This is a genomic window from Stenotrophomonas sp. Marseille-Q5258 (genome assembly GCF_946900935.1).
Lineage (GTDB): Bacteria > Pseudomonadota > Gammaproteobacteria > Xanthomonadales > Xanthomonadaceae > Stenotrophomonas > Stenotrophomonas nematodicola.
The window spans coordinates 1-15,090 of record NZ_CAMPPN010000044.1 but is presented as its reverse complement, the minus strand read 5'-3'; the positions used below and the strand labels follow the sequence as shown (position 1 = coordinate 15,090).

Below are 15,090 nucleotides of genomic sequence, written 5' to 3'. Positions count from 1 at the left end.
GGATGTCCGCCTCGAGATTGTTGCGGGCCTGGTGCTGCACCGACAGGCACAGGAAGCTCGTGCCGGCGTCCACACCCGGATGCTGGCCCAACTGGAACTGCGCGCCCGGCACCAGCTGGCGCCAGCTACCCTGCCCCTCGATGGTGTGCGCGCGCACGCGCAATGCATCCAGATGCTGCTGCGCGCGGCGCTGGCCGCGGGCGTTGTCCTGCCAGCCGTATGGGCCGCTGGTGTCGATGTCTTCGCCAGCCGCGCCGTGCGCGGTGTCGGCCTCGGCGCTGGCCTGGCGCAGTTCGAGCGTGCGGTAGTCCCAGCTTGCGCGCGCGACCTTGGTCGTGCACCACCGACGAGCGGTGGACCACTGCTGCACGCTGTCGGTGCGCTCGGTGACATCACTGCGATGGAAGCGCACCGCCCCGAGATCACGGGCGCCTTGATGGTTGTCCGCCAACACCAGCGTATGGGCGCCCAGGCGCGCGTTGCCGGGGTCGCCGGCATGCTCGAACCAGTAGTAGATGCCTTCCTCGGCGAGCAGCCGCTGGAGGAAGGCCAGGTCCGACTCCTGGTATTGGGTGGTCAGGCTGCGCCGGGCGTACTGGCTGCGGTCGGCCAGCGCCCAGCGCCAGGCCGGCACCAGACCGGAATAGTCGGCGAAGATGTCCTCGACGATCTCCACCACGCTGCGGTCATGGAACACGTAGCTGTCCACACGCTGGGCCAGGAACGCCAGCCACGGCTGCAGACGCAGGCGATAGCGGGCCAGGCCGCCATTGCTGCCGAGCCGTTCCACCGCGGTGACATGGCCGTGGAAATCGCGCGGCGCGCCGGTGGCCTGCATCTGCAGCAGCACCGGCTGCCCCAGCAGATCGTCGGGCGACATCCGGGCGTCCACTGACAGTGCGGTGACGTCCAGCACGAAACCGGTGCCGTCGATCTGCTCGACGCCACTCAGCGCTTCGGCGACCAGTACATCGCTCCCCAACGATGTCTGCAGTTGCAGCAGGCGCTGCGTCTGCGCCGGTGCCGCGAGCGCGGCGATTATCTTGGTTACCGAATCCATGGTGCTCCCCGCATTCATTTGTCCAGCGACATCTATCGTCTGGTTTGATTTTGATCGACAGCATAGAACACGACTCTCCACGCGATCTTCACCCGTCAATCCTTGCAGGCGTTCTCACGTGGATCGCCATTAAATTGTGATTTAAATCACAATTTACACCGCACTTCCGATACCGGACGCCGCCGCAGTCTGCCTGCGGCGGGCGCCCTATCGTCTATCGGTCACGCCGACTGGGTAATGCGCTCAAGCTGCAGCTTGGTGCCCTCATTCAGCTGCAGGCGGTAGTCGCGTCCACCCGCGCTGACGGCAACTTCCCGTGCGTTGCTGACCAGCTGGTTGGCCTTGCCCTGGGCCGGCGCCTGCATGTAGATCCGCCAGCTGCCACGGCTGATCTGCGCCGCCAGGTTGCGCGCATCCTGACGGGCATCCGCGGCGGCACCGTGCAGCAGCTCGACGATATGTTCCGGGCGCAGCCGGTTCCAGGCGCGGACACTGTCGGTGTCGCGGGCCAGGCCCAGGTTCAGGCTGTCGCAGTTGGCAACGGCCTTGGCGCGGTCGAATCCGTAGAAATCCATGTTCGTGTCTCCTATCAAGTCAACTCAGGACAACTTGTATTTGAAGGCGCCGTTCTTCCCTGCGGTCACCTTGATGGCGTTGATCCGGTTTCCTTCGGCCATCGCTGCCAGGACGCTTTCCGCGATCTCTGGCAACAGCGTACCGTTGAGGATGTGATCAACGTTGCGCGCACCGGAATCCACTTCGGTGCAACGCGACAGCACGGCCTCGACCAGGCTGTCGTCCCACAAGAACGTGGCCTTGTGGTTGCCCGCCACACGGTCGCGGATGCGACCGAGCTTGAGCGCGATGATCTGGGCCAGCACGTCGTCGTTGATCGGGAAGTACGGCACGACTTTCATGCGGCCCAGGAAGGCGGGCTTGAAGCTCTTCATCAGCACCGGGCGAAGGGCGTCGCCCAGCGCATCGGCGGTCGGCATCTCCTCGGCGGGCTTGTTCAGGCACGCCTGCATGATCTGCGAGGAACCGATGTTGGACGTGAGGATGATCAGCGTGTTGCGGAAATCGATCTCGCGTCCTTCGGCGTCATCCATCTGGCCTTTGTCGAACACCTGGAAGAACATCTCCAGCACGTCCGGATGGGCCTTCTCCACTTCGTCCAGCAGCACCACGCTGTATGGATTGCGACGCACCGCTTCGGTCAGCACACCGCCCTCGCCATAACCCACGTAGCCGGGCGGCGAGCCCTTCAGGCCGGAGACGCTGTGCGCCTCCTGGTACTCGCTCATGTTGATGGTGATCAGCTTGCGCTCGCCGCCATACAGGATGTCGGCCAGCGCCAGCGCGGTTTCAGTCTTGCCCACACCGGAAGGCCCGACGAACATGAACACGCCGCGCGGCTTGTTCGGGTCTTCCAGCTTGGCGGTCGCGGTGCGTACGCGCTGGGCGATCGCCTCCAGCGCATGGTCCTGGCCGATCACGCGCTCGACCAGCAGCCCGCCAAGGTTGCGCACGGTGCGGATCTCGTCCTTCACCATGCGGCCGAGCGGCACGCCGGTCCAGGCCGACACAATCTCGGCCACCACGCCACCATCGACCTGCAGGGGCACCATCGGGGTCTCGCCCTGCAGTGCACGCAGTTCGCCGAGCAGGCGGTCCAGTTCGGTCTGCTGCGGCGACGCGCTCGCGGCCGCCTTCCTGCCCCGCGCCGGCTTGTCGGCCGCGCCAGGCACATCGGTCGCCGCCTCCGGGCCGGTGGCCTCCATCTGCGCGCGCAGCGCACGGATCTGATCGGCCAGGGCGCGCTCGCTGGTCAGGCGCGCTTCGTTGGTGGCCAGCACGGCCTGCGCGTCGGCCTGCAGCTGACGCAGCTCGCCCAGACGCTCGGCATGGTGGCTGGCGCCGCCGGCGGTTTCCCGCTCCAGCGCCGACAGCTCGGCCGCCAGGCGGTCCAGGTGCTTGCGGGTGTCTTCAATGATCGCCGGCGTCGCGCTCTGGCCCAGCGCCACCTTGGCGCAGGCGGTGTCGAGCACGCTGACGGCCTTGTCCGGCAACTGGCGACCACTGATATAGCGATGTGACAGCCGCACAGCTTCAGTGACCGCTTCGTCCATCACCCGGATGTTGAAGTGCGCCTCCATCAGCCCGACCATGCCGCGCAGCATCGCCGCCGCCAGCGCCTCGGTGGGCTCCTCGACCTTGACCACCTGGAAACGACGGGCCAGCGCCGCATCCTTTTCGAAGTACTTCTTGTACTCGCTCCAGGTGGTGGCCGCGATGGTACGCAGTTCGCCGCGTGCCAATGCCGGCTTGAGCAGGTTGGCCGCATCGTTCTGGCCAGCGGTGCCACCGGCACCGATCATGGTGTGCGCTTCATCGATGAACAGAATGATCGGATGCGGACTCTTCTTGACTTCGTCGATCACGTTCTTCAGGCGGTTCTCGAACTCGCCCTTGACGCTGGCGCCGGCCTGCAGCAGGCCCATGTCCAGGGTGTGCAGCTCCACGCCCAGCAGCACGTCGGGGACGTCCTTCCCGGCGATCCGCCGGGCCAGGCCTTCGACGACGGCGGTCTTGCCCACGCCTGCCTCGCCGGTGAGGATCGGATTGTTCTGGCGGCGACGCATCAGGATGTCGATCACCTGGCGGATCTCGGCGTCACGGCCGATCACCGGGTCGATGCGGTCTTCGCGCGCGCGCTCGGTGAGGTTGGTGGTGAACTGGTCCAGCGCCGGGGTCTTGGACAGGCCGCCCTTCTGTCCATCCACCGCCGCTGCGGTCTCGCCGCCAAGATCGCCCTCACCCGCCCCTGCATCGGCGTTGCGCACGGTCTGGCCGGCTTCCTGCGAGCCCTCGGTGAGCTTGGCGAAGTCATGTTTCAGCGCATCCACCTTGAAGCGCACGAACAGCTTGGAGCCGCGATAGGCCAGCTGCGACAGCTCCGGCTCGGTCATCAGCGCCAGCAGCAGGTGGCCACTCCGGATGCGGCTGGTTTCCGAGTCCAGCGAGGCGATCAGCCAGGCATGCTCGAACAGCTTGGGAATGTGCTGTGAAAACACCGGCGTGCGGCTGTTGCCGGTCTTGAACTGGCTGATCTCGTCGGACAGGTCGCGCTCCAGCGCTTCGGGGGCGATCCCGCAGCGGCGCGCGATCAACACGAAATCGCTCTGCGGCTGCTCCAGCAGCGCCAGGAACAGGTGTTCCAGATCAACCTCGTAGTTGCCACGCGACATGCACAGATTGGCAGCACGCTCGGCGGCCAGACGGCAGGTGTCGTCCAGCTTGCTGATCAGGGTCTTGAGATTGATGCTCATGCGGGGAAACGCGCTCCTTGCTGGTTCATTGCAGTGTATGGATGCCGTACGTGGTGTCCGAACGCGGGCCCTCGGCCGACCGCGAGCACATGTAGCTGTCCCAGCCCAGGCGGGCGCCATTGCCGGCGCCCAGTCCCGAACCACGAACGTCCTGCTGGCGCAGCACCAGCCGCACCTCATATTCCAGCGTGCCACCGGTGAGCAGCGACAACCACTTCGCCAAGGCCTGCTCGGCGCTGCCGCCAGGCAGGAAGTCGTCGAACTGCTCGCGCCGCAGCGGGCCGATGCTCAGCCGCATGCGCAGATCGCGCTGCCATACACGGTCGCCTGCCAGCGCGCTGGAGCCCAGCGATGCATTGGCCTGGCCCAGCCGCGTGGCCTGCCCCGCCGGGACGCGGTACCAGGCACCCACGAACTGCTCCAGCACCAGCGGCACCTGGAAGTAGTCCGCGAGCACGCGCTGCATCAACGCCGCCGACACCGGGCGCTGGCGGATGGCGCCGGCATAGTAGGCAAAGGCCTGGTCGAACACATCGCCGTGGCCGTCCACCAGCCGGTCGCGCAGTTCGTTCATGCCCATGCCGAACAGCGACATGATCAGCGGCAGGAACCGCTCGCGACGGTCGATCTCGTACTGCAGGGCAAGGCGATGCTTCTTCCAGGCCGCGTAGTGCAGCGACACCGCGCGGGTCGAGAAGATGTCCAGGAACGCCCGGGCGGTACGGTCGCGCTCGTACAGTTCGCGCAACTGCAGGGTCTCGGTGTAGTGCAGCGGCAGCGCACCCGCCGTGCCCAGCAGGCCCATGAAGTGCGGGGTGAGATGCACCTCGGCGAGCGTCTCACCGATCAGCGCTTCGTCGATCGCGGCCGCATCCTCGAGCCGGTCGCCCTGCAACGAGTACGCCACGCCTTCAGCGCTCAGCTCGGTGGCCGGGAAGCCCAGGGACAGGGAGTTGCGGAACCGCACCCGCATGGGCACAGCCTGACCGGACTTCACGCCCTGGCGCTGGAACACCTGCTCCAACAACCGCACCGCCTGGAAGAACTGGAAGCGATGCGGCTCGGCGAGCAGCTGCTGCGCTACGCCAGGATCGATTCGCCGCTTCGCGCCGGACATCGGACGATCTCCTCCCCCGACTCGCTGGAGACCAGCACCAGCCGGGTGAAACTGTTGGCATGCACATACAGTGCAAAGAAGTGATCCATCACCTGGGCGAACGCGGCAATACCGGCCCCCACGAAATGGTTCTCGTTGACGGTGAGTCGGATCTCCAGGCCCCGCACCACCGAGGCAAACTGTTTGCCGGACATCCAGCTGGTCACCGGATGCTGCTCGAGCGCCACCAGCCCGTCGATCTGGCGCGCCGATACGCTGCTGCCGGACAGGTCATACAGGCGCAGCATTTCCTTCAACGCGGTCAGGCCGCTGCCGGTCAGCGACAACTGGTTCAGCGACAGGTGCGAAATCAGTCGCCACTGCGCGTTCTTGCCCTGACGGAAGCGCATCGGGCGGGTCGGCTTGCGCAGCAGGCCGATCGCACGCGCGGGCGTGCCACCCTCCAGACTGAGGTCGCCGCCGGCCACGCCGTGGGCCAGCTGGCTGGGCAGATCGCGGTTGCTGCAGGTCAGCTCCAGGCTCACCGTGTCGGTCTGCGGCACGGTCGGATTGAACGCCAGGTCGACGAAGCTGATCTCCGTCTCGAAGCCGGGGCTCTGGCGTGCGATGTCCTCGTCACGGCGCGCTACCCAGTACTGGCCGGTCCGGTCGGGATCCTCGCCGTGATGCAGCGAATAGAACGGCCGGAACGCCTGGATCACCTCGCCCTGCGGGGTCTGTCGGATGCGGTGCACCGAGTCGATCGAATGCACTTCATAGGCGAACGCGCGTCGTGCATCCGGCAACACGGCGTAATTGACGGTGCGATGGGTCACCCGGATCGGCTCACCGGCCTGGGTGAACAGATTGACGATCGGCGTGCAGCCCAGGCGCACATTGCTCGCGCTCAGCTCTTCGAGCACCAGCTGGTTGCCGCGCTCGGGCGCGCTGGCGTGCAGGATCAGGTGCAGGGTGAAGCTGCGGCTGGCGCCGGCCGTGACCGGCTTGAGGTCCAGATCGACGAACCCGAACTTCTCCGGGTAGGCGAACAGTTCGGTGAGCAGGCGATAGGCCGGATGCGAACGCGCCGGAAAATCGACCAGTGCCTCGTTGTCGGCAAAGCCGACCTGGCGCAGCGGCACGCTCTCCAGCCGGCGCCAGCGACCGCCGCCATCGGCCTCGACATAGGCGACCTTCACGCCGAGCGCCAGCGCATCGCGCAGCGCAGCGCGCAACGACGGCTCGCCATCCAGGAACAGGCGCAGGGCGTCGGTGCCCAGCGTGTCGAAACTGGCCTGGTCGGACACCAGCCGGACGTTCAACGAGATCTGCGCACCGCTGCCGGCCGGCAGGCTGGTGGCCATCGGTGCCTCGGCGACACCGCGATAGACGGCAGACTGCACCACGACCGGTGCCAGCACCACGTCGTAGGCGGTGCGGAAGCGGCACGACACACCGCGGACCGGGCGGCTCTGCAGCGCCGTGCCGCGCGGCACGGTGATCGGCGCGCTGAGTTTGGCGGACACGCCGTCCATGTCGAAATGCGCGATCGAGCACGACGGGAATGGCCGCAGATAGTGCGGGTACAGCACATCCAGCAGCGCGTCGGTGAACTCGGGATAGTCGTCCTCGATGCGCTTGGAGACGCGCGCACTGAGCAGCGCGAATGCCTCGATGAGGCGCTCGACGTGCGGGTCCTGGCTGCCGTCGGCATTGAGCTGAAGGCGGCCGGCAATCTTGGGGTAGCGGTCGGCGAACTCGCGGCCATAGCGCCGCAGGTAGGCCAGTTCGCGTTCGTAGTAAGGCAGCAGATCCTGCATGTCAGACCGTCGCCTGCTGGCGGCGCATGCGGCTGACCTGGTACTGCAGGGTCGAGGGCTGCAGCATCGCATCGAAACTCACCGGCTCCCGCGCCGGCTCGAGATCGAGCAGCGCATGGATGGTGAAATGCAGCCCACCCCCGAACTGGGAGCCCACTTCCAGGCTTACCCCCACGTTCTTGAGGCGGCGTTCGTGGCGCGCCACGGCCTGCTCCAGCGAACGGCAGATGGCGGCACGGTCATAGGCGTTGGCCAGGCTCATCGCCGAGAAATCGGCCAGCCCGTAGGTCAACAGGGATTGCTTGCAGTTCGGAAACGCCGCCATGTCGTCTTCCTGGAAAGCGGCCCGGGAATTGAGCAGGCCCTCCAGATCGCGCGCGATCGACTCCTTGTACTGCTCCAGCGATACGGACTTGAACACATGCCCTCCCCCGTTGGATTTGGGGGCATCGTCGAACAATTTTTCGAGCAAGCTGGGTTCGAGTCCCTTCATTCGTCATTCCGGTCTGTCTGCGTCCCTGCATCGTGCAGAGGGGCAACACGCGTTGCGGCCGATCCTGGCCGCGCCCGATGTACTGCCAGTGGCGTTTCAGACTGCGATGGCGCGCTAGGCGCCATCGCAGCGACACAACATCAAACGGCGTAGTTCGGAATGTTCTTGGTTGCACTCCACTGCGCCACGGCCTTGCCACCAACGCCGCCTTCCGGCTTCTGCTGCTGGTAGGTCCACTTGATCGCACCAAAGCTCAGCTGGATCACTTCCTGCGGCATACCATCGGAATCGACCGTGGTGGTGACGCGGTGAACCAGCACGTTCAGCAGCTCGACCAGGTAGTAATTGATCGCGTTGCCGTCCTTGTCGGCGCGCATGAACTCGATGCGGGCCTTCGGGAAGGTGGTGCCGTTGGCAGCCGCCTGGTTCAGAGCAGTGGAGGCGAGGTCGATCGACTTGGTGACTTCGATCGGCGACAGGTTCACACGCGCGGCAGTGGTGCCACCCGAGGTCGACGCAGTGGCCGAGCGCGGCTGCAGGAGATCCTGCGAGAAGGACTGGATCTCAATCCAATCCTTGTGCTTGTCGTCGTGGGACTCGCCCTTGATGGTGTCGATGGAAAGAAAAGCGTGCTGCATATCTGGTCTCCTAAGTTCCGGTCTTCCGTGAGATTGGGTGCCGGGATCGCTCCCGGCGGTTCAGGGGGTTTAGCCCTCTTAGAAAAACGTCACTGCAAATCGGGACATCCGTCCCTTGACGCTACAGCAACATCAAAGCGTTACGACTTCTTTGCAGTCGCCGGCAGTTCGGCAACCAGTCGCAACGAAACAGACAGCTCATCGAGCTGGAAATGTGGCCTGATGAACGCCACAGCGCGGTAGACACCGGGCTTGCCCGGCACTTCCGAAACGTTCACAGCGGCTTCGCGCAGCGGGTACTGGGCCTTGGCTTCCTGGGAGGCGTTGTCGTCCAGCAGCACGTACTGGGAGATCCAACGGTTCAGGAATTCCTCGACGTTGCCCGCCGATGCGAAGCTGCCAATTTTCTCGCGCATCATCGCCTTGAGGTAATGGGCGATACGCGAGACGGCGAAGATGTACTGCAGCTGGGCAGACAGGATCGCATTGGCATTGGCCGAATCGGTGTTGTACTTCTTCGGCTTCTGTGCCGACTGGGCGCCGAAGAACGCGGCGTAGTCGGTGTTCTTGCAGTGCACCAGCGGCATGAAGCCGAGGTCACTGAGTTCTTTTTCACGACGGTCGGTGATCGCCACTTCGGTCGGGCACTTCAGCGCGACTTCGCCGTCATCGGTACGGAAGGTGTGCGTCGGCAGGTCTTCGACCAGGCCACCGCCTTCCACGCCGCGGATCGCCGCGCACCAGCCGAAGTCCTCGAACGCGTGGGTCAGGCGCGCGGCCATCGCGTAGGCAGTGTTGCACCACAGGAACTTGCTGTGGTCGCTGGCATCCACGTCTTCAACGAAGTTGAACCCTTCCACCGTGGTCCCGTCTTTCGGGTTGTACGGCAGGCGGCCCAGGAAGCGCGGCATGGTCAGGCCCACATAGCGGCTGTCCTCGCTCTCGCGGAACGACTTCCACTTGGCGTATTCGACGGTGTCGAACACCTTGGCCAGATCGCGCGGCTTGCCCAGGTCGGTGAAGGTCTCCAGGCCGAACATGCTTTCGGACGCTGCCGAAATGAAGGGCGCGTGTGCGGCGGCCGCCACGTGCGACATCTGCTCGATGAAGTACATGTCTTCCGGCTGGCGGCCGACGAAATAGTCACCCACCAGAGCACCGAAGGGCGCGCCACCGAAGGTGCCGAACTCTTCTTCATAGACCTTCTTGAACAGCGCGCTCTGGTCGAAATCGATCGCCGACTTGAAGTCCTTGACCAGATCCTTCTTCGGCGCGTTGAAGACCTTGATCTTCATGTTCGGGCCGGTGGACGTCTGCTGGCACAGGTAGTGCAGGCCGCGCCAGGTGCTTTCCAGCTGCTGGAACTGCGGCGCATGCATCACCGCGCTGAGCTGCTCGGAGATGATCCGGTCAATCTCGGCGATGCGCGCATCGAGGGTCAGGTTGAGGTTGTCCGACACCACCACGGTGCCTTCCAGCACCTCCTTGGCAAGCTCGGAAATGATGTCCTTGGCACGCTGGTGTTCGGTTTCGGACTTGGCGACCTTGCTCTTCTCGACGATCTGGTCGAGCAGGCCGATCTCCTCGACCGCAGCGGACGCCTGTTCGGCAACACCGGTAGCTTCTGCTGCCATGACTTACTCCTCCTTCCCCGTGCCAAGCTTCTTGAGCTGCTCGGTGTTGTTCAGGACATCGGTCAACAGATCCTCGAGCTTTTCGTTGCCGGCCAGCTTGTTGCGCAGGTCGGCGAGCTTGGTGCGCGATTCGAGCAGCTTGCGCAGCGGCTCGATCTGGTCGACCACGGACTCGGGACGGAAATCGTCGATGGAATTGAACTTCAGTTCCACGCCGAACTCGCCGCCACTGTCGCTGATCTTGTTCGGAACGCGGTACACCGCACGCGGTGCCACGCCTTCCATCACTTCATCGAAGTTGTCCAGGTCCACATTGACGAACTTGCGGTCCTTGACCTTCGGCAACGGCTGCTCCGGATTGCCGCTCAGGTCGCCGAGCACGCCGACCACGAACGGCAGCTCCTTCTGCTCGATCGCGTCGCCCTTCTCGACGTCATAGGTGAGTTGCACCCGCGGGGGGCGGATCTTCTGCAACCGCTTTTGAATGCTGTCCTTCTTGGCCATCGGTGTCTCCTGACTGGGGGCCGTACGAAATGCGGATCAGTTGCCGCCGACGTTCTGGAACGGGTCCGCACCGGCACCGGACGACGCCGGACGCGCGGGTTGCGCTGCCGGTGCCGCGGGCGTGGTCGTACGACGGGCAGCCGGTGCGGTGCGACGACCGGCACGGGTGGCCTTCGGCTTTGCCGGCGGTTCCAGGATGGCTTCACCCATCGTGGTGCGCAGCGTGGTGGCCAGCGTCTGCGCTTCCTTGCGGGCGGTGTCCGAGGCCAGTGCGCCGCGTCCCTGCAGGCGCTTCAGCGACTGGTTGGCGATGCGGAAACCGGCAACGGTCAGCACGCCATCGGCGACAAGGTCGTCCGGATCGCGCTGCAGCACTTCTTCGGCGGCCACGATGGCACGCGCGTAATTACCCTGATCGAACTGCAGCTGCGCGATGCGCACCCACGGTTCCTTGCGGGTCGGATCGGCACGAGAGGCAGCTTCAAAACTCGTGATCGCCGCTTCGGCACCCGCCGTGGTCACCTGCGCTTCGGCGGTCGTCATCGACGTGTCGAAGGGCGGCACCACCGCCTTCTTCGGCGTCGATGCGCATGCCGCCAGACCCGACAGCAGAACCAATGCCAGCATCGGCCGATAGACGGCCTTCCCCTTTTCCTTCACTTTCATGCCAATCCCTCGTAGAAACTCCTAAAGGTAAGACCGGTCCCCGCCGATACTACACACGGGATTCCGTCCCCTACCGCCGCAAGTGTACAACTGCAAATACGCAAGGGTATAGTGAAGCGCATAGATTGCTTCAATGCAACGCCGCAGATTTTCACACCGTCTTCCGCGTTCTGCTGTATGCGCAATGGACTTCCGCGCATGAATCACTCTCCCTGTCCTTTTTCGCCCGAGAATGCATGAAGCCTCTCATGAGCCGAAATTTTTGCTTAGGCCGTCACACTGTCTTATGTGTTGTCACGGCGATGTCATTGTCCTTGTCAGGGTGCGCCAGTGGCGGTCTTGGCAAGGCTATGGACAAGACGTTACAAGCCGTTGGCATCAAGGAAGCGGCGCCGGATGCCCCGCCGACCATTCCACTGCGGCTCTATGCCGGCACCAATCTCAATGCCGGCAATGACAAGCGCCCCACCGCCGCGGTGGTGAAGGTCTACCACCTGCGCAGCGCCCAGCGCTTCGAACAGGCCCCGTTCAACGCCTTCCTCGACCAGAACGGCGAGCAGGCCGCCCTTGGCGCGGACCTGCTGTCGGTCAATGAGATCGTGTTGACCCCCGGCGCGCGCCAGGAACTGAAGGAGCAGTTGAGCGAAGGCGCTGCCGTACTGGGCGTGGTTGCCCTGTTCCGCGCGCCGGCCGACAACCGCTGGCGGCTGACGTTCGACGGAAAACAGAAGGCGCTGCCAGCCGACGGTATTACCGTAGGAATCCATGCGTGCGCACTGACGACTGACAGCCCGGCGTTGGTCACGCGGCTTTCCGGTGATCCGAGCAGTCTGGCATCCGTGCGCTGCGTCTCTCCTCGCTGAGGGGGTGACTTCATTCTGACGTCAGAATTCCAGCATACGATAGTATCCAAGCCTCGCCTCGCATCAAAAATGTGAGGCGCAGCTCACTTTCACATTCCTGTATTGGGAATGTGTGTGGAAACCTAGCGTTCCTCGGGTGCGGTTTGCCTGAAATTTCCAAGGATTGAAATGTGGCGTATGTAAGCAGGATGTCGAAGGTTCTTTGGGGTGAGGGTCTGTTTCTGCGGCCCCAGCATTTCCAGCGTCAGGACGCCTATCACGAGGCACGGCTGCAGGATCTTTCGCTGACCCTGCATCCGTACGCATGGGGCTGCCGCCGCGTGCGTTTTGATCCGCAGGCGCTCAACGGCGGCACGCTGCGCCCGCTGGACATCTCGGCGGTGTTCCCCGATGGCGAGAGCTACGACGCGCCCGTCCACGATGCGCTGCCCGATGCGCTGTCGCTGAAGGACCTGCCGCCCGGCGTGCAGTCCACCGTGATCCACCTCGGGCTTCCCCTGCTGCGCGACGATGGCGACAACTGTGCCGACGCCGACGCCGCGCAGTTGGCGCGCTACCGCCAGGTCAACCGGGCCGCCAACGACCTGTTCACCGATGCGGTGGAGGCCGAACTCGGCTTCCTCGGCAAGGCGGTCAAGCTGCTCACCGACGAGCACCCGCGCGATTCCTACGCCACTGTGGCGCTGGCGCGCATCCGTCGCACCTCCACCGGCGGCTTCGAACTGGATGAGGACTTCATCCCGCCGTGCGCGCACCTGGAAGCCTCGCCCACCCTGCACCGCGAGCTGCGCGGCATCCTGGACTCGTTGCAGGCCAAGGTCGACGCACTGTACGGACTGCACCGCGAGCCCTCCAAGAACATCATCGAATTCCGTTCGGGCGACATCGCCTCGTTCTGGCTGCTGCACACGATCAACTCCTCGTTCAGTGCGCTGGCGCATCTGTACCACCATCCGCAGCTGCATCCCGAGCGCCTGCACCAGGAGCTGCTGCGCATGGCCGGCGCGATGCTGACGTTTTCCAATGCCTACGCGCTCAACGATCTGCCGCGCTATCAGCACACGCAGCCGGAGGCGGGGTTCCGCCAGCTGTTCGACATCATCCGCAACCTGCTGGACACGGTGATCTCGGCGCGCTACTTCAAGATCGCGCTCAACGAGATCAAGCCGTCCTACCACCTTGGACGTCTGGACTCGCAGCGCATCGACGACAACGCCTCTTTCTACCTGGCGGTATCGGCCGACATCCCCGCCCAGGAACTGGTGCAGATGGTGCCGGTCCGATTCAAGGTGGGCGCGCCCGACGACGTGGAGAAGTGCGTGCTTTCGGCACTGCCCGGCGTGAAGCTGGCGCATGCCAACCAGGTGCCCGCCGCGATCCCGGTGCGCCCCGGCAGCCACTACTTCGAACTGGATTCGCGCGGCGCGCTGTATGAGCGGATGCTCAAGGCACAGTCGCTGATGATCTACGTGCCGGCCGGCGTTGCCGATCTCAAAATGGAACTTGTCGCGGTGACCTCATGATGAATTCGCCCCTGCCCCCTACCCCGGGCCCGATGCCTTCGCTCAGCTCGCATGGCGGCATGGCCGCGCCGTCGCCGCAGGCGGCCAATCCGCAGAGCCTGCAGGACCTGATGGCCGACGGCTTCTACCTGCTGTTGCTGCTCAAGCGTGGGCAGCTGCCGTCGGATGCCGAAGCGTTCGTGCAGACCGTGCAGAAGTTCCTCGACGGTGTGGAGCGCAATGCCAATCGCATGGGCATCGCCTCCGAGGATGTCTACGCCGCCAAATACGCGTTCTGCGCGGCGGTGGATGAAGCGATTCTGTCCCAGCCCTCCGCGCTGCATGAGATCTGGGAGCGCAATCCGCTGCAGCTGCGCCTGTTCGGCGAGCATCTGGCCGGCGAGCACTTCTTCGACCGGCTTGAGGAACTGCGCCGCCAGGGCGCACCGCGCCTGCCGTCGCTGGAGGTGTACCACTTCTGCCTGCTGATGGGCTTCGAAGGCAAGTACCGCCTGGAAGGTACCGAGAAGCTCGGCTACCTCACCGCGCGGCTGGGCGATGAGATCGTCTACCTCAAGGGAAAGCGCCACGGGTTCGCACCGCATGCGCTGCCGCCGGACCACATCCGTCACAGCCTGCGTCGCGTTGTTCCGCTGTGGCTGCCCGCCGCACTGGTGGCAGGCTTTGGCGTGATCGGCTTTTTCGGTCTGCGCTTCTATCTGGGTCACGAAACCCAGCAGCGCATGGCGGCCTACAACGACGTTGTCCAGATGCCGCAGCGCACCGCGCACATCACGATCACCCTGCCCTGAGACGGGTGATCGACCCTTCCGCATGACGCCGCACCACCGGCGTCATGCGGATGTCGCGCCGGATCGCGCGCATGCCCACCACTGCTTCAGGCGCGTGTCGACCTGAGCACAGTGCACTCGAATTCCACCCTGCCACGTTACATGTTGTGGAAACGGCGCTGCTGCTCCCCAATCGGTGTGCGGCGTACCTTCGATGCGATGTCCCCACCCGGTCCCTTGGCAGGTCGCGCCAGTAACTTGCCTCCGACACCGACTCAATATCGTGCGATTCATCACAGTTTCCTGTCTATAATTTGACGCAGCGGCCCCGTGTCGCGCTGAATGCGACAAAATCGATCCACTTCCCGTCTGCGTTGCAGGCACACGTCAGGGGGCGTGCGAAGCCGGTCGGTGAAAGAGCCCGTCAATGGGATTTGTTACTGTTGCCGGGTACATGGACGTGAAACAGGCTCTGCGGGCGTCACGCGGCCGCAGCCTGGCACACGCATCATCACACTCCCTGACAAGAGCCTGTCGATATGGATGTCTCTCGCTCCTCGTTGTTGGCCACCCTTGGCGCTCCCTCCCAGCAGGCGCGCCTGATCCAGCTGCTCGGCCCGGCCTCCGGCCTGGTGGTGGAGCGCTTCGAGGGCCAGGAGGCGGTCTGCGGCAGCACCCGGTTCGAGATCGACTG

At 64.6% G+C, this 15,090-nt stretch carries 13 protein-coding genes; 3 read left to right on the top strand and 10 right to left on the bottom strand.

Translation table 11 applies throughout. The features are described 5' to 3' along the window. The 10 genes from OC534_RS18825 to OC534_RS18780 form a co-directional block, all read right to left on the bottom strand. Positions 1 to 1,060: type VI secretion system Vgr family protein (locus OC534_RS18825; protein ID WP_262072373.1), on the bottom strand; the 1,060-nt coding region annotated here is incomplete at its 3' end. 221 nt (positions 1,061 to 1,281) lie between these two features. Beyond that, the gene (locus OC534_RS18820; RefSeq protein WP_136007194.1) at positions 1,282 to 1,635 is read right to left on the bottom strand and encodes a hypothetical protein; all 354 of its coding nucleotides are present in this window, start codon (positions 1,633 to 1,635) and stop codon (positions 1,282 to 1,284) included. 24 nt (positions 1,636 to 1,659) lie between these two features. Continuing rightward, a complete protein-coding gene (tssH, locus tag OC534_RS18815; RefSeq protein ID WP_136007196.1) occupies positions 1,660 to 4,389 on the bottom strand; it encodes a type VI secretion system ATPase TssH in 2,730 nt (909 codons plus the stop codon). A gap of 25 nt (positions 4,390 to 4,414) precedes the next feature. Continuing rightward, positions 4,415 to 5,506 (bottom strand): type VI secretion system baseplate subunit TssG, encoded by a 1,092-nt coding sequence (tssG, locus tag OC534_RS18810; RefSeq protein ID WP_017356840.1) that lies wholly within the window; start codon positions 5,504 to 5,506, stop codon positions 4,415 to 4,417. After that, positions 5,470 to 7,305: a type VI secretion system baseplate subunit TssF gene (gene tssF / locus OC534_RS18805; protein WP_017356839.1), complete on the bottom strand. Its 1,836-nt coding sequence runs from the start codon at positions 7,303 to 7,305 to the stop codon at positions 5,470 to 5,472. The genes tssG and tssF overlap by 37 nt, the downstream gene beginning before the upstream one ends. Position 7,306: 1 nt before the next feature. Then, the gene (gene tssE, locus OC534_RS18800) at positions 7,307 to 7,798 is read right to left on the bottom strand and encodes a type VI secretion system baseplate subunit TssE (RefSeq protein ID WP_017356838.1); all 492 of its coding nucleotides are present in this window, start codon (positions 7,796 to 7,798) and stop codon (positions 7,307 to 7,309) included. 140 nt (positions 7,799 to 7,938) lie between these two features. After that, positions 7,939 to 8,436 (bottom strand): type VI secretion system tube protein Hcp, encoded by a 498-nt coding sequence (locus OC534_RS18795; RefSeq protein ID WP_017356837.1) that lies wholly within the window; start codon positions 8,434 to 8,436, stop codon positions 7,939 to 7,941. Positions 8,437 to 8,576: 140 nt separating this feature from the next. Next, positions 8,577 to 10,070, bottom strand: a complete 1,494-nt coding sequence (gene tssC, locus OC534_RS18790) for a type VI secretion system contractile sheath large subunit (RefSeq protein ID WP_017356836.1) — start codon at positions 10,068 to 10,070, stop codon at positions 8,577 to 8,579. A gap of 3 nt (positions 10,071 to 10,073) precedes the next feature. After that, positions 10,074 to 10,574 (bottom strand): type VI secretion system contractile sheath small subunit, encoded by a 501-nt coding sequence (tssB, locus tag OC534_RS18785; protein ID WP_017356835.1) that lies wholly within the window; start codon positions 10,572 to 10,574, stop codon positions 10,074 to 10,076. A gap of 36 nt (positions 10,575 to 10,610) precedes the next feature. After that, positions 10,611 to 11,240, bottom strand: a complete 630-nt coding sequence (locus OC534_RS18780) for a tetratricopeptide repeat protein (RefSeq protein WP_017356834.1) — start codon at positions 11,238 to 11,240, stop codon at positions 10,611 to 10,613. 248 nt (positions 11,241 to 11,488) lie between these two features. Between OC534_RS18780 and tssJ the strand changes: the two genes are divergently transcribed. The 3 genes from tssJ to icmH all read left to right on the top strand — a co-directional run bounded on the left by tssJ (position 11,489) and on the right by icmH (position 14,417). Beyond that, on the top strand, positions 11,489 to 12,103 hold the full coding sequence (gene tssJ, locus OC534_RS18775; RefSeq protein ID WP_262072372.1) for a type VI secretion system lipoprotein TssJ: 615 nt from the start codon (positions 11,489 to 11,491) through the stop codon (positions 12,101 to 12,103). Between the two features lie 188 nt (positions 12,104 to 12,291). Next, on the top strand, positions 12,292 to 13,626 hold the full coding sequence (gene tssK, locus OC534_RS18770; protein ID WP_017356832.1) for a type VI secretion system baseplate subunit TssK: 1,335 nt from the start codon (positions 12,292 to 12,294) through the stop codon (positions 13,624 to 13,626). Then, positions 13,623 to 14,417: a type IVB secretion system protein IcmH/DotU gene (gene icmH, locus OC534_RS18765; RefSeq protein ID WP_026070890.1), complete on the top strand. Its 795-nt coding sequence runs from the start codon at positions 13,623 to 13,625 to the stop codon at positions 14,415 to 14,417. Before tssK ends, icmH begins: the two co-directional genes overlap by 4 nt. Positions 14,418 to 15,090: the final 673 nt, after the last annotated feature.

Bases quoted from the DNA above. Each gene is read 5' to 3' on its own strand.
- OC534_RS18820 (WP_136007194.1), bottom strand. From the start codon at position 1,635: ATGGATTTCTACGGATTCGACCGCGCCAAGGCCGTTGCCAACTGCGAC.
- tssH (WP_136007196.1), bottom strand. From the start codon at position 4,389: ATGAGCATCAATCTCAAGACCCTGATCAGCAAGCTGGACGACACCTGC.
- tssG (WP_017356840.1), bottom strand. From the start codon at position 5,506: ATGTCCGGCGCGAAGCGGCGAATCGATCCTGGCGTAGCGCAGCAGCTG.
- tssF (WP_017356839.1), bottom strand. From the start codon at position 7,305: ATGCAGGATCTGCTGCCTTACTACGAACGCGAACTGGCCTACCTGCGG.
- tssE (WP_017356838.1), bottom strand. From the start codon at position 7,798: ATGAAGGGACTCGAACCCAGCTTGCTCGAAAAATTGTTCGACGATGCC.
- OC534_RS18795 (WP_017356837.1), bottom strand. From the start codon at position 8,436: ATGCAGCACGCTTTTCTTTCCATCGACACCATCAAGGGCGAGTCCCAC.
- tssC (WP_017356836.1), bottom strand. From the start codon at position 10,070: ATGGCAGCAGAAGCTACCGGTGTTGCCGAACAGGCGTCCGCTGCGGTC.
- tssB (WP_017356835.1), bottom strand. From the start codon at position 10,574: ATGGCCAAGAAGGACAGCATTCAAAAGCGGTTGCAGAAGATCCGCCCC.
- OC534_RS18780 (WP_017356834.1), bottom strand. From the start codon at position 11,240: ATGAAAGTGAAGGAAAAGGGGAAGGCCGTCTATCGGCCGATGCTGGCA.
- tssJ (WP_262072372.1), top strand. From the start codon at position 11,489: ATGAGCCGAAATTTTTGCTTAGGCCGTCACACTGTCTTATGTGTTGTC.
- tssK (WP_017356832.1), top strand. From the start codon at position 12,292: ATGTCGAAGGTTCTTTGGGGTGAGGGTCTGTTTCTGCGGCCCCAGCAT.
- icmH (WP_026070890.1), top strand. From the start codon at position 13,623: ATGATGAATTCGCCCCTGCCCCCTACCCCGGGCCCGATGCCTTCGCTC.